General features: G+C 56.2%; 22 protein-coding genes and 1 tRNA gene. 13 read left to right on the forward strand and 10 right to left on the reverse strand.

Going from position 1 to position 21,749, the window contains the following annotated elements; genetic code table 11:
• Positions 1-86 precede the first annotated feature (86 nt).
• The 3 genes from JXR15_RS17995 to JXR15_RS18005 all read left to right on the forward strand — a co-directional run bounded on the left by JXR15_RS17995 (position 87) and on the right by JXR15_RS18005 (position 1,865).
• Complete coding sequence (locus JXR15_RS17995) at positions 87-716, forward strand: class I SAM-dependent methyltransferase (protein ID WP_422054568.1); 630 nt, start codon at positions 87-89, stop codon at positions 714-716.
• A gap of 106 nt (positions 717-822) precedes the next feature.
• The gene (locus JXR15_RS18000; RefSeq protein WP_422054569.1) at positions 823-1,323 is read left to right on the forward strand and encodes a DUF2244 domain-containing protein; all 501 of its coding nucleotides are present in this window, start codon (positions 823-825) and stop codon (positions 1,321-1,323) included.
• A gap of 233 nt (positions 1,324-1,556) precedes the next feature.
• Entirely contained in the window at positions 1,557-1,865 is a 309-nt protein-coding gene (locus JXR15_RS18005; RefSeq protein ID WP_422054570.1) for an EthD family reductase, read from the forward strand.
• Positions 1,866-1,884: 19 nt separating this feature from the next.
• On the opposite strand, the gene JXR15_RS18010 is transcribed toward JXR15_RS18005, so the two are convergent.
• Positions 1,885-2,961 carry an Mrp/NBP35 family ATP-binding protein gene (locus JXR15_RS18010; RefSeq protein WP_422054571.1) on the reverse strand — a complete coding sequence of 359 codons (1,077 nt, stop codon included), beginning with the start codon at positions 2,959-2,961 and terminating at the stop codon, positions 1,885-1,887.
• Positions 2,962-3,207: 246 nt separating this feature from the next.
• Here JXR15_RS18010 and JXR15_RS18015 point away from each other — a divergent pair, with 246 nt between their 5' ends.
• Positions 3,208-3,423, forward strand: coding sequence for a DUF1127 domain-containing protein (locus JXR15_RS18015; protein ID WP_299426905.1), 216 nt, complete (start codon positions 3,208-3,210; stop codon positions 3,421-3,423).
• A 479-nt stretch (positions 3,424-3,902) separates the two neighbouring features.
• Here the strand turns inward: JXR15_RS18015 and JXR15_RS18020 are convergent, their stop codons facing one another.
• Together JXR15_RS18020 and JXR15_RS18025 are read right to left on the reverse strand one after the other, a co-directional pair.
• Positions 3,903-4,532, reverse strand: a complete 630-nt coding sequence (locus tag JXR15_RS18020; RefSeq protein WP_422054572.1) for a glutathione S-transferase family protein — start codon at positions 4,530-4,532, stop codon at positions 3,903-3,905.
• A gap of 78 nt (positions 4,533-4,610) precedes the next feature.
• The gene (locus JXR15_RS18025; protein WP_422054573.1) at positions 4,611-7,052 is read right to left on the reverse strand and encodes an ATP-dependent helicase; all 2,442 of its coding nucleotides are present in this window, start codon (positions 7,050-7,052) and stop codon (positions 4,611-4,613) included.
• A gap of 125 nt (positions 7,053-7,177) precedes the next feature.
• Here JXR15_RS18025 and JXR15_RS18030 point away from each other — a divergent pair, with 125 nt between their 5' ends.
• Complete coding sequence (locus JXR15_RS18030; RefSeq protein WP_422054574.1) at positions 7,178-8,314, forward strand: alpha-hydroxy acid oxidase; 1,137 nt, start codon at positions 7,178-7,180, stop codon at positions 8,312-8,314.
• A 4-nt stretch (positions 8,315-8,318) separates the two neighbouring features.
• Here JXR15_RS18030 and JXR15_RS18035 read toward each other — a convergent pair whose 3' ends face one another.
• Positions 8,319-8,780, reverse strand: a complete 462-nt coding sequence (locus tag JXR15_RS18035) for a rhodanese-like domain-containing protein (RefSeq protein WP_422054575.1) — start codon at positions 8,778-8,780, stop codon at positions 8,319-8,321.
• 226 nt (positions 8,781-9,006) lie between these two features.
• Between JXR15_RS18035 and JXR15_RS18040 the strand changes: the two genes are divergently transcribed.
• Positions 9,007-12,447 (forward strand): pyruvate carboxylase, encoded by a 3,441-nt coding sequence (locus tag JXR15_RS18040; RefSeq protein WP_422054576.1) that lies wholly within the window; start codon positions 9,007-9,009, stop codon positions 12,445-12,447.
• 97 nt (positions 12,448-12,544) lie between these two features.
• Here the strand turns inward: JXR15_RS18040 and JXR15_RS18045 are convergent, their stop codons facing one another.
• The 3 genes from JXR15_RS18045 to lipB all read right to left on the reverse strand — a co-directional run bounded on the left by JXR15_RS18045 (position 12,545) and on the right by lipB (position 14,426).
• Positions 12,545-12,976, reverse strand: a complete 432-nt coding sequence (locus JXR15_RS18045; RefSeq protein ID WP_422054577.1) for a c-type cytochrome — start codon at positions 12,974-12,976, stop codon at positions 12,545-12,547.
• A gap of 152 nt (positions 12,977-13,128) precedes the next feature.
• Entirely contained in the window at positions 13,129-13,614 is a 486-nt protein-coding gene (locus JXR15_RS18050) for a hypothetical protein (RefSeq protein ID WP_422054578.1), read from the reverse strand.
• Between the two features lie 161 nt (positions 13,615-13,775).
• Positions 13,776-14,426 carry a lipoyl(octanoyl) transferase LipB gene (gene lipB, locus JXR15_RS18055; protein ID WP_422054579.1) on the reverse strand — a complete coding sequence of 217 codons (651 nt, stop codon included), beginning with the start codon at positions 14,424-14,426 and terminating at the stop codon, positions 13,776-13,778.
• A gap of 203 nt (positions 14,427-14,629) precedes the next feature.
• Here lipB and JXR15_RS18060 point away from each other — a divergent pair.
• Positions 14,630-14,716: transfer RNA gene (locus JXR15_RS18060), tRNA-Leu, on the forward strand.
• Between the two features lie 70 nt (positions 14,717-14,786).
• On the opposite strand, the gene JXR15_RS18065 is transcribed toward JXR15_RS18060, so the two are convergent.
• On the reverse strand, positions 14,787-15,308 hold the full coding sequence (locus JXR15_RS18065; protein WP_422054580.1) for a CBS domain-containing protein: 522 nt from the start codon (positions 15,306-15,308) through the stop codon (positions 14,787-14,789).
• A gap of 79 nt (positions 15,309-15,387) precedes the next feature.
• Here JXR15_RS18065 and JXR15_RS18070 point away from each other — a divergent pair, with 79 nt between their 5' ends.
• Positions 15,388-15,570, forward strand: coding sequence for a hypothetical protein (locus tag JXR15_RS18070; protein WP_422054581.1), 183 nt, complete (start codon positions 15,388-15,390; stop codon positions 15,568-15,570).
• A gap of 52 nt (positions 15,571-15,622) precedes the next feature.
• On the opposite strand, the gene nqrM is transcribed toward JXR15_RS18070, so the two are convergent.
• Positions 15,623-15,865, reverse strand: coding sequence for a (Na+)-NQR maturation NqrM (gene nqrM, locus JXR15_RS18075; protein WP_422054582.1), 243 nt, complete (start codon positions 15,863-15,865; stop codon positions 15,623-15,625).
• A 22-nt stretch (positions 15,866-15,887) separates the two neighbouring features.
• Complete coding sequence (locus JXR15_RS18080; RefSeq protein ID WP_422054583.1) at positions 15,888-16,913, reverse strand: FAD:protein FMN transferase; 1,026 nt, start codon at positions 16,911-16,913, stop codon at positions 15,888-15,890.
• A gap of 227 nt (positions 16,914-17,140) precedes the next feature.
• On the opposite strand from JXR15_RS18080, the gene JXR15_RS18085 reads away from it, so the two are divergent.
• The 5 genes from JXR15_RS18085 to nqrE are packed head-to-tail and all read left to right on the forward strand — an operon-like array spanning position 17,141 to position 21,746.
• The gene (locus JXR15_RS18085) at positions 17,141-18,481 is read left to right on the forward strand and encodes a Na(+)-translocating NADH-quinone reductase subunit A (protein WP_422054584.1); all 1,341 of its coding nucleotides are present in this window, start codon (positions 17,141-17,143) and stop codon (positions 18,479-18,481) included.
• Between the two features lie 2 nt (positions 18,482-18,483).
• The gene (locus JXR15_RS18090) at positions 18,484-19,683 is read left to right on the forward strand and encodes an NADH:ubiquinone reductase (Na(+)-transporting) subunit B (protein WP_422054585.1); all 1,200 of its coding nucleotides are present in this window, start codon (positions 18,484-18,486) and stop codon (positions 19,681-19,683) included.
• On the forward strand, positions 19,676-20,485 hold the full coding sequence (locus tag JXR15_RS18095; protein WP_422054586.1) for a Na(+)-translocating NADH-quinone reductase subunit C: 810 nt from the start codon (positions 19,676-19,678) through the stop codon (positions 20,483-20,485). The genes JXR15_RS18090 and JXR15_RS18095 overlap by 8 nt, the downstream gene beginning before the upstream one ends.
• Positions 20,485-21,138 carry an NADH:ubiquinone reductase (Na(+)-transporting) subunit D gene (locus JXR15_RS18100; protein WP_168591313.1) on the forward strand — a complete coding sequence of 218 codons (654 nt, stop codon included), beginning with the start codon at positions 20,485-20,487 and terminating at the stop codon, positions 21,136-21,138. The genes JXR15_RS18095 and JXR15_RS18100 overlap by 1 nt, the downstream gene beginning before the upstream one ends.
• Positions 21,138-21,746 carry an NADH:ubiquinone reductase (Na(+)-transporting) subunit E gene (gene nqrE / locus JXR15_RS18105; RefSeq protein ID WP_164645323.1) on the forward strand — a complete coding sequence of 203 codons (609 nt, stop codon included), beginning with the start codon at positions 21,138-21,140 and terminating at the stop codon, positions 21,744-21,746. Before JXR15_RS18100 ends, nqrE begins: the two co-directional genes overlap by 1 nt.
• The last annotated feature ends 3 nt before the right edge of the window (positions 21,747-21,749 follow it).

A 21,749-nucleotide genomic window follows, 5' to 3' on the forward strand; every position in this document is an offset into this window, starting at 1 on the left:
GGTGAGGCCTCTCAGGTAACAGATCAAAGAGGCCCCGGCGCAGCACTGCTCCGGGGCCTTTTCTTTTGCACGCAGGACCACTTTGGATGTCATCACCGAAAGACTTTGCAGAGATCAAAGCAGGAATGGCTGCTGTCTATGAGCGCAACGCCGCTGCTTGGGATGAAGGCCGCGATACATCCCTGCGTGAAAAAAACTGGCTGACCCGCTGGCTTGAGGGCCTGCCTGTGCCTGCCAAGATATTGGACCTTGGCTGCGGTTCCGGTCGTCCGCTGAGCGGCTATCTGGCGGGCCTTGGCCATCACGTTTGTGGTGTAGACGCCAGTGCCGCCATGATTGCCCGAGCACAAGCCAATGTCCCTGGCGCCACTTTCCAAATCGCAGATATGCGCGCCCTTGATCTGGGCCAGCTCTTTGACGCCATCCTCAGCTGGGACGCTTTTTTTCACCTCAGCCCAGAGGAACAACGCGCAGCTTTGCCTCTGATTCTGAACCACCTCAAACCCGGCGGACACCTTTTGCTGACCGTGGGTGATGACGAAGGTGAGGTTGGGGGCACAGTGGCGGGCGAACCCGTGTATCACGGCAGCTTGTCCCCGGCCGAATACCGCGACACCCTTCAAGCCGCAGGCTTTGCCGAAGTCACCTACACCCCCAACGACCCCTCAGTTTTGGGCCGCTATGTGCTTCTTGCTCGCGGCAAGGGGGCGACATGACCCACACAAGCCAACACACCTCATTCACAGTCCGTAAATATCCCGGGGTGAATTGCGCGCCGGCGCGCAAGAGAGGCTGGCCCCTGCCTGACGCAAAGCGCGCCTAATGCCCCACCGCTGGACAACCCAAGCCACCCCGGGCCACCCCGTCCAAACCCTCTGGCCGCACCGCTCCCTGCCGCGCCGAGGGTTTGCGGCAATGGTTCTCTTTGCCTTCACCATGGGCACCATTCCGCTCTACGGCTTGTTGGGCTCGGTGGCGCTCTGGGGCATCCTGCCGTTTGTCCTTGTGATGGTGGGTGGCCTCTGGTGGGGGCTGGAGCGCTCTTACAAAGATGGCGAGATTCTCGAAGAACTCTCACTGCAAGACGACATCCTGCATCTGCGCCACTCCCCCGCGCGCGGTGTTGCCAAAGAGTGGGCGTGCAACATCTATTGGACCCGCGCCGAGCTGCATGCTCACGGGGGCCCAGTGCCCAACTATGTGACCCTCACCGGCAATGGGCGCACCGTGGAGATCGGCAGTTTTCTGAGCGAAGACGAGCGCAAGAACCTCTTTGTCGAGCTGGATGATTTTCTGAGGACACAGGCCACACCGCAACCCTGACCGTGTTGCGGGCGCGTGCAGATGGCCGTGCGCAATCGTAACGATTCACGAGATTCTCTTCGAATCCAGCGAGCAAAATACGCACCTCCGCAAAACAGCCGCAATACAGACGTTAAACCGACGTGACTCTTGGCCATTTTTGCGGTGTCCCAATTGGTTAATAGCCACCGATTTTGCGCCAGTCTTTTTCCCTGCTAGGCTGTTTCATCATTGCCAGTATCGGGGAGGATTCCATGGCTGTAACGTTACAAGTGCTCTATCCAGTGGGCGACGGCACCACCTTTGACCACGACTATTATGCCACCACCCATATGGACCTGGTGGGGCAGCATATGGGCGCACATATCGCCTCGGCACAGGCTTCAAAAGGACTGGCTGGTGGTCCAGACGTGCCCGCGCCGTTCCACGCGATTGCGACAATTACTTTTGCAGATCAAGGCGCTATGGATGCCGCCATGAAGGCCGCGGGGCCGGTCATGGCAGACATCTCGAACTTCACAAACATTCAACCGCAAATCTTGATTGGATCGGTCTACGGCTAAAAGCGAGGGCAGGGGAGGCTTACGCCATCCCGCCCCGTACCAACCCGCTGGCAATCTGCGCATAGGCCTGCGCCATATCGCTGTCTCCGGCGGCAATTGGCGTGCCGCCATCTCCGGCAAGACGCGTGTCCAGATCGATCGGTAGCGCGCCCATCAAGGGAATCCCCAGCTTCTCAGCCTCCGTCGCCACGCCGCCATGCCCAAAGATATGGGCCTCGTGTCCACACTTCGGACAGTGGAAAAGGCTCATGTTTTCAATGAGTCCCAGCACCGGCGTCTTCAATTGATCAAACATGCCTAGGGCTTTGCGCGCGTCCAACAAGGCCACATCCTGCGGCGTGCTCACCACAATCGCACCGGTCAGTTCGGTTTTCTGGCACAGGGTCAGCTGCACGTCGCCGGTACCGGGCGGCAGGTCTACAATCAGCACGTCCAAATCGCCCCATTGCACCTGCGTCAACATCTGCTGCAACGCGCCCATCAGCATCGGCCCGCGCCAGACAACCGGTTTGTCTTCCTCCAGCATGAAGCCCAGCGACATGATGGTCACACCATGGGCCTCAAGCGGAATAATGGTTTTGCCGTCAGGACTTGCCGGGCGCTTGTTGACGCCCATCATGCGCGGTTGGCTTGGGCCGTAGATGTCGGCATCCAGCAAGCCCACCTTGCGGCCTTGCTTGGCCAGCGCCACAGCCAGGTTGGAGGATACGGTGGATTTACCAACCCCACCTTTGCCGGACCCTACAGCCAGAATTCGGTCCACGCCCGCCACTTTCATAGGCCCAGCCTGTGGCTTGGGGTGCCCGCCAATTTTCAGGCTGGGTGGTGCGGATTTGGGGGCAGGGGCGCTGTCATGGGCCGTCAGTGCAACTTGGACTGAGTCGACACCATCCATCTGTGCAACGGCCGCTTCAGCCATTTTGCGCAACGGCTCCATGAGTCGTGCTATATCCGGATTGGGCGCCTCGATCACAAACTGCACATTTTTCTCGCGAATGCTTAAAGCGCGCACAAAATCGCGGGAGATCAAATCGCCCCCGTCCGGGAGGGAAATTTTTTGCAAAACCGCTTGCACTTCTTCTTTGCTGACGGACATGCGTGACTCCTATGCTGCACGTGCACAATAAAGGCACTTTTGGAATGTAGATTTAGGAATGGGTTTACATTTCTTCAACCAATTCCGCACCTTGGTTAATTTTTCTACAGTTTACCTTGACGTAACGTCTGCTATTCGCTGAGCGCATGGCTGCTTTGCCAAGGCGGCTATTGTGCAGGTGCAGCATCCAGCTATATCACTAACACAACAGCGAACAGACACTCTAGCAGACTGAGAGAAATGACAATGGCATATGTAGCAAGCACATCTTCTGTGACCGCACCTAAAGCCTCTGGCCTTTCGGTCCTTTTCGCAAACGCAGCAGAACGCTTCCGTCAGTACCGCGTTTATCGCGCGACATATAATGAGCTGAACCAGCTTTCTGACCGCGAACTGGCCGACCTGGGTCTGAGCCGCTCCATGATCCGCCGCTTGGCGATCGAAGCAAGCCGCGAGGCATAAGAATTCGGAAGGCCGCTCCTCCCTCAGGCCTTCCACTACTGCGACGATACCTCTCCTCCTCCCTGGTGTCGTCGTAGCGAACACAGGACCAGAACGGTCCAACGAGCTCAAGTTGCTCCTCTCCTCCTCCCTGGAGTGACTTGATCTAAGCGGCGACACCTCTCCTCCTCCCTGGTGTCGCCGCATCGAAATTCGGGCCTAAAGGCCCAACGGTATCAAGAGCCTTCTCTCCTCCTCCCTGAGGGCGCTTGAAACTAGAGCGACGGTGCCTCTCCTCCTCCCTGGCACCGTCGCACTTGAAATTCGATCCCGTCGCGGGGTCACCGGTATCAAGGCGCTCGCTCCTCCCTGAGCGTTTTGTGTGAAGCGCGGCGACATCTCTCCTCCTCCCTGATGTCGCCGCTGCCTTCTCTCTCCAAAGCATTGCTGCACAACAAAAAAGACGCTCCGAAGAGCGCCTTTTCTTGGAATGATTTGTCTTACGCCTGCGCGCTGGGGCGGGCGGCTATCTTGGAGAGCCAAGTCTGCGTCGCCGTGTTTTCCTTTGGTGGTGTCAACTTCACGATTCGCGCAAAGTCGCAAAACACGTAGCCAGTGATGTCTGCCATAGTGAAACTGTCGCCTGCGAGCCAAGGGCTTTCTTGTAGGTGTTTTTCCAATGTGGCGTAGAACAATTGCAGGCGCTTGGCCCCTCGTTCCGCCAGCTCAGGAATTTGGTCATAGTTGACAGCCCCAGGCAGCGCGCGTCCTTTGAGGGCAGGGGAGGCATTGCGCAGGGCTTCTGCTATGGACATGCCGCCATGGAATTCGCAAATCGCGTTCCACATCAGCACCGCGCCTTTTTCTTCCGGCGTTGTGCCCATCAATGGCGGTTCGAGATGCATCGCTTCGAGGTAGCCTGCTATTGCGATGTTCTCGGTCAGGTACAGCCCTTCGTCCGTCGTCAGCACAGGCACCGTACCGTGTTGATTCAGCGCCAGAAATTCCGGAGAGCGGTGGCCGTCGTTACGTAGATCCACTTGCCGTGTTTCAATCTCCAGCCCTTTTTCGGCAATGAACATCCGTGCTCGCCGCGGACTGGGTGCTGTCGCGCAATCGTAGAAAATCATGAGGTCCTCCTGTCTGGAGGTCACCTCAACGCAGGGGCGCGTGTGCTGTCAACATCTCCGAAGATCATCGACGTTGGGTTAAAACGGAATGTCATCTGATGCACTGACAAAGCGAGCCACCACCTTCTTTTCCCCAGCTTTTTCAAAGTTGATGGTCAGCTTGTCACCCTCAATGCCAGTCACCGCGCCATAGCCAAACTTTTGATGGAACACGCGATCCCCAACGGTGAAGCTGCTCACTGCGGCCAGATCAATCGCGGCAGCTTTGCTCTCTTTGGGCTGGCTGGTGCCATATTGCCCAGCGCGCGATTGCAGGCGTTTCCAACCTGGAGAGTTGTAGCCATCTGCCTGTGTGGCAGATTTCTCCAAACCGGATTTGCCAAAGCCTCCGCCAAAATCACGTGATCCTCCCCCATGACCATAAAGGCCCGGTGGGGTGAGGACTTCGACGTTTTCCGCTGACAGTTCGTCAATAAACCGGCTTGGCAGTTGATTTTGCCATTGGCCAAACACACGCCTGTTGCCAGCAAATGAAATGGTGCAGATTTCTTCCGCCCGTGTGATGCCCACATAAGCCAAACGCCGTTCTTCCTCGAGTCCTTTAAGGCCACTTTCGTCCATGCTGCGTTGGGAGGGAAACAACCCGTCTTCCCACCCCGGCAGAAACACCGCTGGGAACTCCAAGCCTTTGGCGGCGTGCAGCGTCATGATCGAAATCTTCTGCTCTGCATCTTCGCTTTCATTGTCCATGATCAGGCTGACGTGCTCAAGGAACCCTTGCAGATTGTCGAACCCTTCCAAGGCTTTGACCAGCTCTTTGAGGTTTTCCAGCCGCCCCGGGGCTTCCGGGGTTTTGTCGTTCTGCCACATGGCCGTGTAGCCAGCTTCATCGAGAACCACCTGTGCCAGTTCCACGTGGTTCAACTCAGCATGGCCTTCCTGAAGCCGCATAGCGGTCTGCGTGGTGCCATCATCAATGACGTCGTCGTCATCCAGCGGCACCTCGACAACAGGCGCGGTGCCTTGTTTGCGCCAACGGTCTATTCCGTCAATCAAGATGCCAAGCTCCTTGGCGCCTTTGCCGCCAATGCCCTTTTCTTCCAGCAGGATACGCGCGCCCTCGACGAGGCTCACCCCATTGGCGCGCGCACAGGTCTGGATTTTCTGCTGGGCCACATTGCCGAGGCCACGTTTGGGCGTGTTCACTATGCGCTCAAAGGCCAAGTCATCGTCCGGGCTGACCACCACGCGGAAGTAGGCCATAGCGTCGCGGATTTCCAAACGCTCATAGAATCGCGGCCCACCAATCACGCGATAGGGCAGGCCGATGGTCAGGAAACGATCCTCAAACGCGCGCATCTGGTGGGAGGCGCGCACCAGAATTGCCATGTCTTCCAGCGATTTGGGATCACTGCCACGCGTGCCGCGCTGCAAGGCCTCAACTTCTTCGCCCACCCAGCGGGCTTCTTCGTCGCCGTCCCAATGACCAATCAGGCGCACCCTCTCGCCCATATCAGCCTCGGTCCACAGCTCTTTGCCAAGCCGGTTTTCGTTGCCACGAATGACGCTGGAGGCAGCGGCCAAAATGTTACCGGTGGAGCGATAGTTTTGCTCCAGTCGCACCACATGCGCACCGGGAAAATCCTTTTCAAACCGTAGGATGTTGCCCACTTCCGCGCCGCGCCAGCCGTAGATCGATTGGTCGTCATCGCCCACACAGCAAATGTTTTTATGTGCAGAGGCCAGCAGTCGCAGCCACAGATACTGCGCGACGTTGGTATCCTGATATTCGTCCACAAGGATGTAGCGGAACCAACGTTGATAGTTGGATAGAATATCCGGGTGATCCTGGAAAATTGTGACCATATGCAAAAGCAGGTCGCCAAAATCCACCGCATTTAGCTCTTTCAGGCGGGTTTGATACTGCGCGTAGAGCTGCCCACCCATGTGGTTATAAGCCCCGGCGTCGGCGGCAGGCAGTTTTTCAGGTGTCAGTGCGCGGTTCTTCCAGCCATCAATCAGAGAGGCTAGTTGCCGTGCAGGCCAGCGCTTGTCGTCTATATTGGCTGCGGCCACCAACTGCTTGAGCAGGCGCAGTTGGTCATCGGTGTCCAGAATCGTGAAGTTGCTTTTTAACCCCACCAGCTCCGCATGGCGGCGCAGCAGTTTCACACAGATCGCATGAAAGGTGCCGAGCCAAGGCACGCCCTCAATCTGATGCCCCAACATAGTGCCGACGCGGTTTTTCATCTCGCGGGCAGCTTTGTTGGTAAAGGTCACCGCCAAAATCTCGTTTGGCCGTGCACGGTTGGTGTTGAGCAGGTGCACAATCCGGGCTGTCAAGGCCTTGGTTTTGCCAGTGCCAGCGCCAGCCAGCATCAAAACTGGTCCGTCCAGTTTCTCAACCGCTTCGCGCTGTGCCGGGTTGAGCTGGTCAAGGTAAGGCATCGGGCGTGGGGCCATGGCCCGCGCCGACAAGGACGCGCCTTCGAAGGCGTCAAATTCGTCAAAACTGCTCATGGACGTCACTCTATCTCAAACCTCAGACAGGCAAAAGCCTGTTCTTCTTATGTTCCATTGAGGGTTGAACGTCCCAAAAGCAAGTCGCTCTGGACATTTTTTGTTCGGCATATGACGGTCGGCAAATGGATTTGCATGCCCAATACCCCGCCTTAAGTGACATGCGCGCCCGCGCTCAAAAGCGCATTCCCAAATTTGTTTGGGAGTATTTTGACAGTGCGACTGGCGAGGAACGAACCAAAGCCCGCAACAGGCAGAAACTGGATGAGATCCTGTTTGAACCGTCCATTTTGCATGGTGAACTGTCACCAGATGTCACGACATCTTTCTTGGGGCAAGCCTATGATGTTCCAGTCGGAATTGCGCCGGTAGGCATGTCTGGGCTGATCTGGCCGGGAGCGGAACAAACGCTGGCGCGGGCGGCGGTGTTCGCCAATTTGCCTTACACCCTCAGCACGGTTGCAACGCAAACACCGGAAGACCTTGCGCCTCATATTGGGCAAAACGGGTGGTTTCAGCTCTATCCGCCAAGCGATGAAGGTGTCCGCAAGGACCTTTTGAAACGCGTGAAAGCGGCTGGGTTCACCACATTGGTTCTGACGGTAGACGTGCCCACTGCCAGTCGCCGAGAGCGGCAAGTGCGATCCGGTCTGACAACGCCGCCGAAGCTCACGCCACGCCTTCTGGCGCAGGTGGCCATGCGGCCAGCCTGGGCCTTGGCGACGGCGCGGTCGGGTATGCCGCGCATGAAGCTGATCGATGATTATGCAGGGCAGGTGTCCGGGTTAAGCTCGACTGCCCACGCGGGCTACTTGCTGCGCACTTCCCCAGATTGGGGCTATGTGCAATGGCTGCGAGACAATTGGGAGGGCGCTTTGGTTGTCAAAGGCGTTCTGCGCAGCGAGGACTGTGCGAGGCTTGAGGCCATGGGCGTCGATGCGCTGTGGTTGTCCAACCACGCAGGCCGTCAGTTTGATGCGGCGCCGGCTCCCATTGAAGTTTTGCCCAAAATCCGCGCCGAGACAAACCTACCGTTGATCATCGACAGCGGGTTTGAAACCGGACTGGATATCCTGCGGGCTTTGGCCTTGGGGGCAAATTTTGTGATGATGGGCCGCCCGTTCCACTACGCGTTGGCGGCGTTGGGTGCCCAAGGTCCAGCGCATCTCGTAGATATTCTCAAACAGGACTTACGTGCCAATATGGGGCAACTTGGCCTGGAGCATCTCTCAGATGTCCCAAGCCAACTGCACCCATTCTAGCGTATCAGTCGGCGGTCAGGTCTTTGGGCAGGGCCTCATAAGCTTCTTTGACGCTGACCGTCGGCAATCCGGTGGGAATCCAACCTGTGCCACGCGGACCGCCAAGCATGCCTTCGCTGACGTCCAGCACGGTGTCGATGCCGTTTTGTGCAAACAGGTCCATCAAGCGGCCACTCCGGTTGCCGGACCGGCAGATGACCGCCACATCGCGGTGTGGGTTGCGCTCCAGTGTCGCCATGATCCAGCGTCCAAAGTCGGGCTCGCGCATGTCGAGCGGCCAAGCCCCTTCGGCCACACCGCTGTCCAGCCATTCTTGCGGGGTGCGCACGTCAATCAGGATCAATTCGCCCGATTGTAAGCGGTCATAAGCGTCCTCAGCGGTGAGTGTTTTTGTATCTGCAACAGCCGCAGCAGGGATCAAAGTGAGGGCGCTAAGGGCCAGAATAAAGTGACGACGGGTTAACATTTTTATATTCCATGTTTTGATTGTTAACCACATGGCGTGAGAGTTTGCGCAATTCAACTGCGCAAAACCGCAGTTCACGGTAGTTTTATTCCGTTCGGAAACAACTCGAGTACAAAATGTAACGGAAATATTTCAGAATCAGGGTCTGTGGGTATTGCGCTGCGACGCGGCATGCTTGTAGCAATTCGTCCAAACACCGACAGTGCCAAAGAGGGGACACCTGCCGATGCCTGAATTTTCCAAAATCCTGATAGCCAACCGTGGCGAAATTGCGATCCGTGTGATGCGGGCAGCAAACGAGATGGGAAAGAAGACCGTGGCGGTCTTTGCGGAGGAAGACAAATTGGGTCTTCACCGCTTTAAAGCGGACGAAGCCTATCGCATTGGCGAAGGAATGGGCCCGGTTGCTGCCTATTTGAGCATTGATGAGATCATCCGCGTGGCCAAAGAGTGTGGTGCTGATGCGATCCACCCAGGCTACGGCTTGCTGTCCGAGAACCCGGACTTTGTGGATGCCTGTGCGGCGAACGGCATTACCTTCATTGGTCCAAAAGCCGCCACCATGCGCGCCTTGGGTGATAAAGCTTCGGCGCGAAACGTCGCCATTGACGCGGGTGTGCCGGTTATTCCTGCCACCGAGGTGCTCGGCGACGACATGGACGCCATCAAAAAAGAGGCTGCCGAAGTTGGCTATCCGCTCATGCTTAAAGCCTCCTGGGGTGGCGGCGGTCGTGGCATGCGGCCGATCTTTGGAGAAGATGAGCTCGAAGAGAAAGTGCTGGAAGGCCGTCGTGAGGCAGAAGCTGCTTTTGGCAACGGGGAAGGCTATCTCGAGAAGATGATCACCCGCGCGCGCCACGTAGAGGTGCAGATTCTCGGGGATACCAAGGGCAACATCTATCACCTCTATGAGCGCGACTGTTCTGTTCAGCGCCGTAACCAGAAAGTGGTGGAACGCGCACCAGCGCCGTACCTGTCTGAAGCGCAGCGCGAAGAAATTTGTGAGCTGGGCCGGAAAATCTGTGCCCATGTGGACTACGAATGTGCCGGCACCGTTGAATTCCTGATGGATATGGAGAGCGGCAAATTTTACTTCATTGAGGTGAATCCGCGTGTGCAGGTGGAGCACACTGTGACCGAAGAGGTCACCGGCATCGACATTGTACAAGCGCAGATCCTGATTGCCGAAGGCAAGTCGCTGGCAGAGGCCACTGGCAAATCTAGCCAGTACGACATCCGCCTAAATGGTCATGCTCTGCAAACTCGTGTGACCACCGAAGACCCGCAAAACAACTTTATTCCGGACTATGGCCGCATCACAGCCTATCGTTCGGCGACAGGCATGGGCATTCGTCTGGATGGCGGGACGGCTTACGCTGGCGGCGTGATTACTCGCTACTACGACTCGCTGCTGACCAAAGTGACAGCATGGGCGCCGACCCCGGAAAAGGCGATTGCCCGCATGGACCGCGCTCTGCGTGAATTCCGTGTGCGCGGTGTGTCCACCAACATTGCGTTTGTGGAAAATCTGCTCAAGCATCCGACCTTCCTCAATAATCAATATACCACCAAGTTTATTGATGAGACTGAAGAGCTATTTAACTTCGAGAAGCGTCGCGACCGGGGCACCAAAGTATTGACCTACATCGCAGACATCTCCGTGAACGGTCACCCGGAAACCACTGATCGTCCGGCACCCGCCGCCGATCTGAAAACCCCAGTACCACCTGCCAAACATGGTGCGATCAAGTCTGGCACCCGCAACTTGCTCGAAGAGCAGGGCGCGCAGGCTGTGGCCGACTGGATGAAGGCTCAGAAGAAGTTGCTTCTGACCGACACCACGATGCGCGACGGTCACCAATCCCTATTGGCGACCCGTATGCGGTCCGTCGACATGATCAAAGTGGCTCCGTCGTACGCTGCCAACCTGTCGGATCTGTTCTCCGTGGAATGCTGGGGCGGCGCGACCTTTGATGTGGCGTACCGCTTCCTGCAGGAATGCCCTTGGCAGCGCTTGCGCGATCTGCGCGCCGCGATGCCAAACGTTATGACACAGATGCTTCTGCGCGCGTCCAATGGTGTGGGCTACACCAACTATCCGGACAACGTGGTTCAAGCATTTGTAAAACAGGCTGCCGAAACCGGTGTGGATGTGTTCCGCGTGTTCGACAGCCTGAACTGGGTTGAGAACATGCGCGTCGCGATGGATGCGGTTGTTGAGAGCGGCAAGGTCTGCGAAGGCACCATCTGCTACACTGGCGATATTCTTGATCCAAACCGTGCCAAATATGATGTGAACTACTATGTCTCTATGGCCAAGGAGCTTGAGGCTGCTGGCGCACATGTACTGGGCCTGAAAGATATGGCGGGCCTGCTGAAGCCAGCGTCCGCACGTGTCTTGGTTAAGGCGCTGAAAGAAGAGGTTGGTCTGCCAATCCACTTCCACACACATGACACCTCTGGAATTGCAGGGGCGACCATTTTGGCAGCAGCGGATGCTGGCGTGGATGCTGTGGATGCAGCCATGGACGCCTTCTCTGGTGGCACATCGCAGCCGTGCCTCGGCTCCATTGTTGAGGCCACACGCAACACCGATCGCGACACTGGCTTGGACATCAAGTCCGTGCGTGAAGTGAGCGATTACTGGGAAAGTGTGCGGGCGCAATACACGGCGTTCGAAAGCGGCCTGGCGGCGCCTGCGTCCGAAGTTTACCTGCACGAAATGCCCGGTGGCCAGTTCACCAACCTTAAGGCGCAAGCCCGCAGCCTTGGTCTAGAAGAGCGCTGGCACGAGGTGGCGCAGACTTATGCTGACGTGAACCAGATGTTTGGTGACATTGTGAAAGTGACTCCTTCGTCCAAAGTGGTGGGCGATATGGCGCTGATGATGGTGTCTCAAGGGTTGAGCCGCGAAGAAGTCGAAGATCCAAAGACTGATCTGGCCTTCCCAGACTCAGTTGTGGACATGATGCGCGGCAATCTGGGTCAGCCACATGGTGGTTTCCCGTCCGCAATTATCGACAAGGTGCTCAAAGGTGAAAAGCCAAATTTGGAGCGTCCGGGCAAACACCTCAAGCCCATCGATCTGGAAGAAACCCGTGCCGAAGTCTCTGCTCAGCTCGAGGGCTTTGAGGTCGATGACGAGGACTTGAACGGCTACCTGATGTATCCAAAAGTCTTCCTCGACTACATGGGACGTCACCGTCAATACGGTCCGGTACGTGCTCTGCCGACAAGGACGTTCTTCTATGGCATGGAGCCGGGGGAAGAGATCACTGCAGAGATCGATCCGGGCAAAACACTGGAAATTCGCCTCCAGGCGATTGGTGAAACCGACGAAAACGGCGAAGTCAAAGTCTTCTTCGAACTGAACGGTCAGCCGCGTGTGATCCGTGTCCCAAATCGTTTGGTGAAGTCCGCAACGGCAGCCCGTCCAAAGGCCGAGGTTGGCAATCCAAACCACATTGGTGCGCCGATGCCTGGCGTGGTTGCCTCTGTGGCGGTTGCTGCGGGTGCCGAGGTCAAAGAAGGCGATCTTCTGCTGACCATCGAAGCCATGAAAATGGAAACCGGTATCCATGCCGAGCGTGATGCGGTTGTGAAGGCCGTTCACACAACGCCGGGCGGCCAGATCGACGCGAAGGATTTGTTGATCGAACTGGAATAATCTGGTCGCGCCCTACCAAGGGCGCACCAAATGCCAAAAAGAAAAGCCCCATGCAGTGTTGGCTGCATGGGGCTCTTTTTTGTGCGCGGGGAGAGCCTTACTCGGACTTCTCTTCCGCTTCCATCGCTGGAGATAGAGACGCGAGATACGCGAAAACGTCTTCGCCGCCCTTTTTCAGCTTGAAGGACATTTTGGATTTGGTGGCGTAACCGTTGTCTTTCAGCCAGGCCTTGGGATCCACTACGTAGGCCACCAACATTTCTTCGGTCCAAACCGCGCCAGCCTCTTTGGCTTCCAGCAGGCCTGCGCCGTATTTAAAATCTTCTGCGGCCACACCGCGACCCACGATGCCGTAGAGGTTCGGGCCAGTTTTACCACCTTTGTACAGGACGTCGCCATCTGGGTTCACAACAGAGTGACAAGCCTTGCACTTTTTGAAGCCTTTTTCACCGGCCTCAACGTCGCCTTCTGCAGTGGCGGGCGAAGCGACGAGTAGGGCCGCCGTGGCTGCTGCAACAACAAACTTCATGAGAGATTCCTCGTTAGATGTTCAAAAAATTGACGCGTATTTCCTCGCCCGGAGTTTCAGACAAAGGATTGCGATGTGCAAATCAAATTACGTGGAAATAGGACCATTGGACGGCATCCGCGACGATCGGGCGCGGCTGAGGTGGGGTATGCTCAGAAGCGAAAAAGAAGTTTCAGCGCTGCTTTGGTGTTGTCCCTGTCAGAGCCGGAGCGTTTCGCGCGATTGGTTGGTTGAAACAGCTCCAGATTCAACGCAAGGCCGCGGTCCAGCGGGCGCTCCAAGCCCAGGCCAACAACACCATCCGTCGCACCTGGCCGGTTGCTGCCGGAGAAAACGCCGTAGATGGCGGTGTCTTCCAACTGAATACGGATGCGGTCTTTGACGGAGCGCTTGGCAGCGCGTTCCGAATTGTTGCCTGTGTTGGCAAACCGAGAGAGGCCGAGACGGCGTGGGGCGCCTTCAATGGATGCCTCGTCTGTGTTGGGCAATGTCAAAGTGCCAGCGAGACCGTTGCCGAAGTTCCCCAGCCCTTGCAGAAGAGACGTATCCATTTTGGCAACAGACTCTTCTGCCAATACAGCGCCCGACAGTGGAGTAGAGGCAATGAAAGCGCAGGTGAATGCAGTTCTCAGCAGCATAAAACATGTTCCCCAAGGGCTCGCTGTGTCGCGTGAGGATCACGCAAAGTTGGCAGCTTCACAGGCGAGGTTCCTTAGCTTCACACTATCGTTGAGGTGGTTAACAATTCGTTTGCATGTTGGCATCTGAGCGGAGGATGGCGCCCTTGATAAAAGGTAGGTCAGCCGCCAAAAACCTGTTCAAACTGCCGCCTTAGCGCCACGTCTACGTCGTCCATTGTGACCGGGAGTCCCAAGTCGACCAAAGATGTCACCCCGTGCTCCGTAATCCCGCAAGGCACAATGCCGTCAAAGTGGCTGAGGTCTGGCTCCACGTTGACTGAAATGCCGTGAAAGCTCACCCACTTTTTGAGACGAATGCCAATGGCAGCGATCTTATCTTCTGCTTTTTCACCGTTCACTTGAAGAGGCTTGTCATCACGTGAAACCCACACACCCACTCGCCCGTCGCGAATTTCGCCGGTCAGGTTAAACTCCGCCAGTGTGGCAATGACCCAGGTTTCAAGCTGTTTCACAAAGGCGCGAATGTCTTTGCCACGCTTGTTCAGGTCAAGCATCACATAGGCAACCCGTTGCCCTGGTCCGTGGTAGGTATATTGACCGCCGCGCTTGGCCTCAAACACAGGAAACCGGTCCGGGTCGGTCAAATCCTCGCGCTTGGCGGAAGTGCCAGCTGTGTAGAGAGGAGGGTGCTCGAGAAACCAAATGCACTCCTCAGCCTCGCCTTTTGCGATGGCCTCCGCGCGCGTTTCCATAAACGTGAGCGCCTCGTCATAGTCGACCAGAGTGTCGGATTGAATCCATTCCACCATTTGTGAGCCTCGTCCCGCTGTCGGTTTCCTTTTGACCTAAGCGCCTCTTGCCGCAGGTGCAATCTCTCTCCAGGTTTTAGGTCTGATTCCAGGGCAAGTTTGGGGGAAGTAGGCGGGATCCCGAAAAATTCTGGATCATCGTCATTTTTCGCTTCACATCCCCAATCAGCGGCGGTATTAGCCCCACACCCACCAGGGCAAGTGCGGTCGTGGCGGAATTGGTAGACGCGCAGCGTTGAGGTCGCTGTGGGGTAACTCCCGTGGAAGTTCGAGTCTTCTCGACCGCACCAAATCTCTCAAAAGATTTGATTTTCAAGGGCCGATCACTCGGCCCTTTTCTGTTTGAAGGCGGATTTTTCTTTAGCCTACAATGAGCTGTTTGAGCTGCAACGCTTCATGCTCAAGCTCTGTAAGGCGGTAGTTCACCAAATCGCCAATTGTCACCATGCCAATGAGGCCAGAGCCGTCAGCAATCGGCATGTGGCGGAACCGGCCTTCATTCATACGTCGCAGGACGGACACCATGGGTTCGTTGGGCGTGCAGGTTTGAACGGCAGTGGTCATGACGTCCGACACTTGTTGCGGCAGGGTTTGGCCGGGTGTGTCAGCAAGCTTTCGCACGATATCGCGTTCTGACAAAATCCCCTTCAATTCGCCATTTGCGTCTGTGACCAGGAGGGCACCAATGCCACGCTCTTTCAGGACTTTGACCGCGTCTCCCAGCGTGTCTTGCGGTCGAATCGAAAAAACACTTCCGCCTTTTTGATCCAGAACCTTTTGCACGGTTGCCACATCAGAGGACGTATTTGTGTCCGTGGATTGGCTCATGGTTTTGCTTTTTTCCTCAGCCTTACGGTTTGGGGCTTGGTAGGAACTGGGCATTGAGGGCTCCTTGCGTAGAAAATTCTCTGTCTTTATGTGTCCAGCCTAACTGCTGAATCTGCTTTTGGGGAATTTTCTTTTGCCTGACGTTGTGCTTTCGCCGTGGCTTGCCACTGTGCTGTTTGTTTTGGCTTGTCTTGCAGGCCATCGCTATCGTCGTGTTTGGAAAGAAGAGGGGCCACGCTGGCAGCTTTGGGTGTTTGGGCTGACAGCGGCGCTTTGCCTGTTGATTGTTGGCTTGGTACCGCTCACCACAAATTAAGAAGGCGCCCATCGGGGCGCCTTTTTCATGTCATTGAGACGTAGTTCACGGGTTAAGTGCGGTCGTCATCCTGCATTTGCTCCAGCATTTTCTTGGCGCGCGGGCATTGCAGGCGTTCGCGCAGCGGGCTGTCCGGATCAATGTCTTTGCTGCACACCACACATTTGTCTGAACCACTAATGGCGTTCAAGCCTCCACAGGACCCCTTGATGGTGCGTCCGCGAAACATCACGCCAACGGCCATTCCAAGCGTCACCAGAAGCAACAGTACGAAAGTGAGCATAAAGGTTTCCATCGCTTGGTGTCCTTTGAAGAGGTTAGCTGTGTTGAATGCTGGCGAATTGATCGGTGGCGTAGGTTTTGAAGTGCATCTTACCAGATGTGACCTCACGGTCGATAAACAAGGCCGCGAGATTTTGACGCTCTGCAATTTCCATGCCGCGGTCTTTGCCAAGCACCAGCAGGGCTGTTGCCCAGGCGTCTGCCAGCATTGCGTTCTGCGTCAAAACGGTCACCGAGGCTGTTGGGTGTGTCACTGGGCGGCCTGTTTGGGCATCAATGATGTGGCTGTAGCGGGTGCCATCGTGCTCAAAGTAGTTTCGGTAATCACCGGAAGTAGCCATGCCAAGGTCGGAAACACCAAGTACTTTTAGGAAGCTGCGCTGAAGGGCATCGGGGGTTTCAATGGCGATCTGCCAAGGGTTCCCTTCGGCATTCTGGCCTGAGGTGATGATGTCGCCACCAATTTCCACCATGAAGTCAGTGACACCCAGCGCACGGAGCGTGTCCCCGAGGCGATCCACACCAAAGCCTTTTCCAATGGCGGACAAATACATTTGTGTGCCGTCATGCGATTTTGTCAGCGTACTGCCGTCCAGCAAGACGGTGTCTGTCTGCCCCACGGATTGCATGGCGGCGGTCACGTCATTGTCACTGGGAATGCGGCCCGTTGGTTTTTGTGCGCCAAACCCCCAGAGGTCTATCAGCGGCCCTAAAGTCAGGTCGAATTGACCATCGCTGGCTTTGTGCACGTCATTGGCGGCTTGCATAAGCGTCAGCATGTCCTCGCTCAGGGGGTGGGGAGTGTTGGCTGGGAGCGCGTTGATCTGTGAAATCTCGGAAGCGGTGTTCCAATTGGACATCTTTTGATCAACGTCTGCCAAAACGGCGCCGATTTCAGCCTCCAGAGTCTGCTTGTTGAGGCCCGTGCGTGGCTCGACCGCTACAATGGTGTACGTCGTGCCCATAGTGTGACCGCTCAACAGCAAGTCCGCCGCGCCGCGTTTGCAAGCCGCAAGCGCCAACGTCATGAAGATAAAGCTGCGTCGAGAGAGCCGGGTCATTTTAAGAAATTCTCAGTGAGTTGCGGCAACCAACTTGGGCCGCGGCCCAGATCACCAGGGCTGCGGAGCATCCGCGCTGTTGCTGACGATCTTTATTGCTCTCAAAGGGGAGAAACAATAGAAAAGTGGCAGTTTAAGGGCTGGTTGCGCACGCGTGTAACGCGTATAGGCATGCGCGACAGATCAGAAAATCGAAGACGAACCAGAAACGACGGGATGTGATTGACGTGCAGCATTTTGCGCTCAAAAAAGGCCTGAATCTTCCGATCACCGGTGCGCCGGCTTCGGGAGAGATACACGACGCTGCCCCGGTGAAAACCGTGGCTGTGTTGGGAGGCGACTATATAGGACTGAAGCCGCGTATTTCCGTATCAGAAGGAGATGTGGTGGCCGCAGGGGATCCACTTCTTGCGCATAAAGACACGATGGAGGTGAAAGTTGTTTCTCCTGTGTCTGGGCGCGTGAAGGCGATCAACCGCGGCGCACGGCGGGTTTTGCTCAGTGTGGAAATCGAAGTTGATTCTTCGGCGGCTGAACCAAAAGACTTTGCGGATGTGGGCGATGTGTCCACACGTGCGGGTTTGGTGGAGCGGCTTTGTGCCGCAGGCCTGTGGACTTCGTTTCGTACGCGGCCCTATTCGAAGGTGCCAGCGCCGGATGAAACTGCGGCAGCGATCTATGTGAACGCGATGGATACCGAGCCTTTGGCCGGCGATCCTGCAGTTGTGATTGGGGACGCTGGTGAAGCCTTTGCCAAAGGCCTGGCTGCCGTTGCGAAGCTGACCGACGGCGCCACGTATCTGTGCCATGCACGGGGTGCCAATGTACCAAGCGCTGATGGTGTCACAGTGGCGACCTTCTCCGGTCCGCATCCCGCTGGCTTGGCGGGTACGCACATGCACTTCCTGGAGCCGCCCTCGGCGTCCAAAACCGTTTGGACCATCGGCTATCACGACGTGATCGCAATTGGGCGTTTGCTCGAAACCGGAAAAGTTGACGCCAGCCGCGTCATCGCGCTGAGCGGTCCGCTTTGTGACAAACCGCGTTTGGTGCGAACAGTTCAGGGCGCATCGCTTCTTGAGTTGACCAAAGGCGAGATCTCCTCAGACCTTCCAACGCGCTTGGTGTCCGGATCGGTTTTGAGTGGCCAAGCAGGCGAAGAGGTTGTGACATTCCTGGGGCGTTATGCGCGTCAGGTAACGGTCATGGAAGAGGATCACAAGCAGATCCCGATGGGTTGGATTCGTCCGATGCCGTCGAAATACAGCTTCCTGCCAGTGCTTGGCTCGGCCTTCTCCAAGAAGCTTTACCCGCTTAGTTCTAATGTGAACGGTGGCCGTCGCGCGATGGTTCCTCTGGGTACTTTCGAAGAGCTGATGCCGCAGGACTTCCTGCCGACTCAACTGCTGCGGGCCCTGTTGGTGATGGACACCGACGAAGCGCAGAAACTTGGTGCTTTGGAATTGGACGAAGAAGACCTCGGTCTCGTTGGTTTCTCTTGCCCAGCAAAATATGAATATGGCGAAGCACTCCGCGATAGCCTGACCAAGATTGAGAGGGAGGGCTAACCATGGGGTTGCGCAACTTCTTTGATCGTATTGAGCCGCACTTTGTCAAAGGCGGCAAATACGAAAAACTGTTCCCGATCTACGAAATGGTCGAGAGCTTCATCTATACGCCAAAGACCGTGACCAAGGCTGCGCCGCACGCGCGATCTTACGTCGACATGAAACGCATCATGACTTACGTCGTGATCGCGACTATCCCCTGTATCATCATGGGGCTGTATAATGTCGGTCTGCAGGTCAACTCTGCGTACGAGACCATTGACCCGTCAGGTTGGCGTGCGTGGATTATCTCCCTGCTGGGCATCGGTTTTGACGCCTCAAACCCGCTGGCGAATTTTGCGCACGGATTGCTGTATTTCTTACCGATTTACATCACCACACTTGTTGTGGGCGGTATTTGGGAAGTGCTGTTTGCAACGGTGCGTGGCCACGAAGTCAACGAAGGTTTCCTTGTAACCTCGATGCTTTTTGCGCTGATCATGCCGCCAGCGGCCCCATTGTGGCAGGTGGCACTGGGCATCAGCTTTGGCGTTGTCATTGGCAAAGAAGTCTTTGGCGGCACTGGTAAAAACTTCCTCAACCCAGCGTTGACTGGTCGTGCATTCCTGTACTTCGCCTATCCTGCAAACATGTCTGGTGACACAATTTGGACCCCAGTGGATGGCTTCTCGGGCGCGACAGCGTTGTCGGTTGGTGCATCCCAGGGGTACCAGGAACTGGCCGCAAACGGCATGAATTGGATGAACTCCTTCGTGGGGACTGTCCAAGGCTCGATCGGCGAAGTGTCCGCATTGGCCTGTCTGATCGGTCTCGCGTTCCTTCTGATCACAAAAATTGCCAACTGGCGCCTTGTGGTCGGCTGTATGGCTGGCATGATTGGCTTCTCGCTTCTGCTCAACCTGATTGGCTCCGACACCAACCCAATGTTTGCGATGCCTTGGTACTGGCACTTTGTTGTCGGCGGCTTTGCGTTTGGCATGGTGTTTATGGTCACCGAGCCCGTGTCTGCCTCCCATACCAATATGGGGCGCTACATCTACGGGGCGCTGATTGGGTTCATGGTTGTCATGATCCGCGTCATCAACCCGGCCTTCCCTGAAGGCATGATGCTTGCGATCCTCTTTGGTAACGTCTTTGCACCGCTGATCGACTATTTTGTTGTGCAAGCAAATATTAAACGGAGGGCCCGTCGCAATGTCTGACGCTTCCAATCAAAACAAAGGGGCCATTGCCCGCTTTCTGGCGGCGCCGCCGGACAGTGTGGGTAAGACGGTTTTCATCGCTGTAACACTGTGCCTCGTGGCGTCTATGATTGTGTCGGCTGTGTCTGTTGCTCTGCGCCCGCTACAGGAGCAGAACAAACTCAAAGACAAGCAGGCCAACGTTTTACAGGTCGCTGGCCTGTATGAAGATGGCATGGATGTGATCGAGGGCTTCTCGGAGTTTGAACCGCAGGTGCTTGAACTGGCAACTGGAACATTCACCGATCAGTTTGATGCGGCAACCTTTGATGATCGCGCGGCAGCGGCTGACCCGGAGTTGTCTGCACGTCTAACCGAAGACCCTGCAGGCATTGGTCGTCAGGCAAAGTTCGTGACTGTCTATCTGCTGCGCAACGACGATGGCTCGTTGGACAAAGTGATCCTGCCAATCCACGGCTATGGTCTCTGGTCGACGCTTTACGGCTTCATCGCGCTGGAAGAAAACGGCAACGATATCTTTGGTCTGCAGTTCTACGATCACGGCGAAACCCCTGGTTTGGGCGCCGAAATCGACAACCCGCGGTGGAAAGCATTGTGGGGTGGCAAAAAACTGTCTGACGGCGACGGCACCCTGCAAATCACAGTGGCCAAGTCCGTGCCACCAGCCGGTGCTGAGCACCACGTTGATGCGCTTGCCGGAGCCACTTTGACCTCGGTTGGTGTCGACAACCTCGTTCGTTTCTGGATGGGCGAAGCCGGCTTTGCACCGTTCCTTGAAAACCTCAAAGCAGGAGAGATCTGATGGCCCAGACCAAGAGAGACCTTCTGATCGACCCGTTGGTCGACAACAACCCGATCACCCTTCAGGTGCTGGGCATTTGTTCCGCCCTTGCGGTGACATCTTCGCTGCAGGTGGCGTTTGTTATGGCTTTGGCCGTGACAGCAGTGACCGGCTTCAGCTCGATGTTCATCTCGGTGCTACGCAACCAGATCCCGGGGTCGATCCGGATTATCGTGCAGATGGTGATCATCGCCTCGCTGGTGATCATCGTGGATCAGGTGCTAAAAGCCTATGCCTATGACGTGTCCAAAACGCTGTCGGTGTTTGTGGGCCTGATCATCACCAACTGTATCGTGATGGGCCGCGCGGAAGCGTTTGCAATGAAAAATCCGCCAATCGACAGTTTCATCGACGGTGTGGGCAACGGCCTTGGCTACGGTGCCCTGCTGCTGGTTGTTGGCTTCATTCGTGAGCTGTTTGGTGCTGGTAGCCTATTTGGTGTAACCATCCTGCCAACCGTGAACAACGGTGGCTGGTATGTGCCAAATGGTATGCTGCTGCTGCCACCTTCGGCGTTCTTCATCATCGGTTTGCTGATCTGGGCGGTACGTGCCTGGAAACCGGAGCAGGTCGAAGAGCGTGAATATAAAATTCAAGTTGTGGAGGGCCACTAATGGAAGGGCTTCTCTCTCTGGCCGTAAAGGCCGTCTTTGTTGAGAACCTTGCGCTCTCCTTCTTCCTCGGCATGTGTACCTTTATCGCCGTGTCCAAGAAGATTTCGACCGCACTTGGTCTGGGCATCTCCGTGATGCTGGTACAGGCCATTACGGTTCCAACCAACAATCTGCTTCTTACCTATCTGTTGGCGCCTGGTGCGCTGGCATGGGCAGGCTTCCCGAATGTGGACCTGACCTTTCTTGGTCTGATCTGCTACATCGGCGTGATCGCGGCGATGGTACAAATCCTCGAGATGGTGCTCGATAAGTTCTTCCCGCCGCTTTACAATGCACTGGGTGTGTTCTTGCCGCTGATCACTGTCAACTGCGCCATCCTTGGTGGCTCGCTATTTATGGTGGAGCGCGACTACAACATCGCCGAAAGCGTGACTTATGGTCTGAGCTCCGGCTTTGGGTGGGCGCTGGCCATCACTGCGATGGCGGGTGTGCGCGAGAAGCTGAAGTATTCCGACATTCCCGATGGTCTGCAGGGCCTAGGCATCACCTTTATCACCGCAGGTCTGATGGCTTTGGCCTTCATGTCCTTCTCTGGCGTGAAACTGTAAGGG

Source organism: Shimia sp., from assembly GCF_049116215.1.
Classification (GTDB): Bacteria; Pseudomonadota; Alphaproteobacteria; order Rhodobacterales; family Rhodobacteraceae; genus Shimia.

Coding starts and splice junctions, on each gene's coding strand:
- JXR15_RS17995 (WP_422054568.1), top strand. CDS start 87: ATGTCATCACCGAAAGACTTTGCAGAGATCAAAGCAGGAATGGCTGCT.
- JXR15_RS18000 (WP_422054569.1), top strand. CDS start 823: ATGCCCCACCGCTGGACAACCCAAGCCACCCCGGGCCACCCCGTCCAA.
- JXR15_RS18005 (WP_422054570.1), top strand. CDS start 1,557: ATGGCTGTAACGTTACAAGTGCTCTATCCAGTGGGCGACGGCACCACC.
- JXR15_RS18010 (WP_422054571.1), bottom strand. CDS start 2,961: ATGTCCGTCAGCAAAGAAGAAGTGCAAGCGGTTTTGCAAAAAATTTCC.
- JXR15_RS18015 (WP_299426905.1), top strand. CDS start 3,208: ATGGCATATGTAGCAAGCACATCTTCTGTGACCGCACCTAAAGCCTCT.
- JXR15_RS18020 (WP_422054572.1), bottom strand. CDS start 4,532: ATGATTTTCTACGATTGCGCGACAGCACCCAGTCCGCGGCGAGCACGG.
- JXR15_RS18025 (WP_422054573.1), bottom strand. CDS start 7,052: ATGAGCAGTTTTGACGAATTTGACGCCTTCGAAGGCGCGTCCTTGTCG.
- JXR15_RS18030 (WP_422054574.1), top strand. CDS start 7,178: ATGGATTTGCATGCCCAATACCCCGCCTTAAGTGACATGCGCGCCCGC.
- JXR15_RS18035 (WP_422054575.1), bottom strand. CDS start 8,780: ATGTTAACCCGTCGTCACTTTATTCTGGCCCTTAGCGCCCTCACTTTG.
- JXR15_RS18040 (WP_422054576.1), top strand. CDS start 9,007: ATGCCTGAATTTTCCAAAATCCTGATAGCCAACCGTGGCGAAATTGCG.
- JXR15_RS18045 (WP_422054577.1), bottom strand. CDS start 12,976: ATGAAGTTTGTTGTTGCAGCAGCCACGGCGGCCCTACTCGTCGCTTCG.
- JXR15_RS18050 (WP_422054578.1), bottom strand. CDS start 13,614: ATGCTGCTGAGAACTGCATTCACCTGCGCTTTCATTGCCTCTACTCCA.
- lipB (WP_422054579.1), bottom strand. CDS start 14,426: ATGGTGGAATGGATTCAATCCGACACTCTGGTCGACTATGACGAGGCG.
- JXR15_RS18065 (WP_422054580.1), bottom strand. CDS start 15,308: ATGCCCAGTTCCTACCAAGCCCCAAACCGTAAGGCTGAGGAAAAAAGC.
- nqrM (WP_422054582.1), bottom strand. CDS start 15,865: ATGGAAACCTTTATGCTCACTTTCGTACTGTTGCTTCTGGTGACGCTT.
- JXR15_RS18080 (WP_422054583.1), bottom strand. CDS start 16,913: ATGACCCGGCTCTCTCGACGCAGCTTTATCTTCATGACGTTGGCGCTT.
- JXR15_RS18090 (WP_422054585.1), top strand. CDS start 18,484: ATGGGGTTGCGCAACTTCTTTGATCGTATTGAGCCGCACTTTGTCAAA.
- JXR15_RS18095 (WP_422054586.1), top strand. CDS start 19,676: ATGTCTGACGCTTCCAATCAAAACAAAGGGGCCATTGCCCGCTTTCTG.
- JXR15_RS18100 (WP_168591313.1), top strand. CDS start 20,485: ATGGCCCAGACCAAGAGAGACCTTCTGATCGACCCGTTGGTCGACAAC.
- nqrE (WP_164645323.1), top strand. CDS start 21,138: ATGGAAGGGCTTCTCTCTCTGGCCGTAAAGGCCGTCTTTGTTGAGAAC.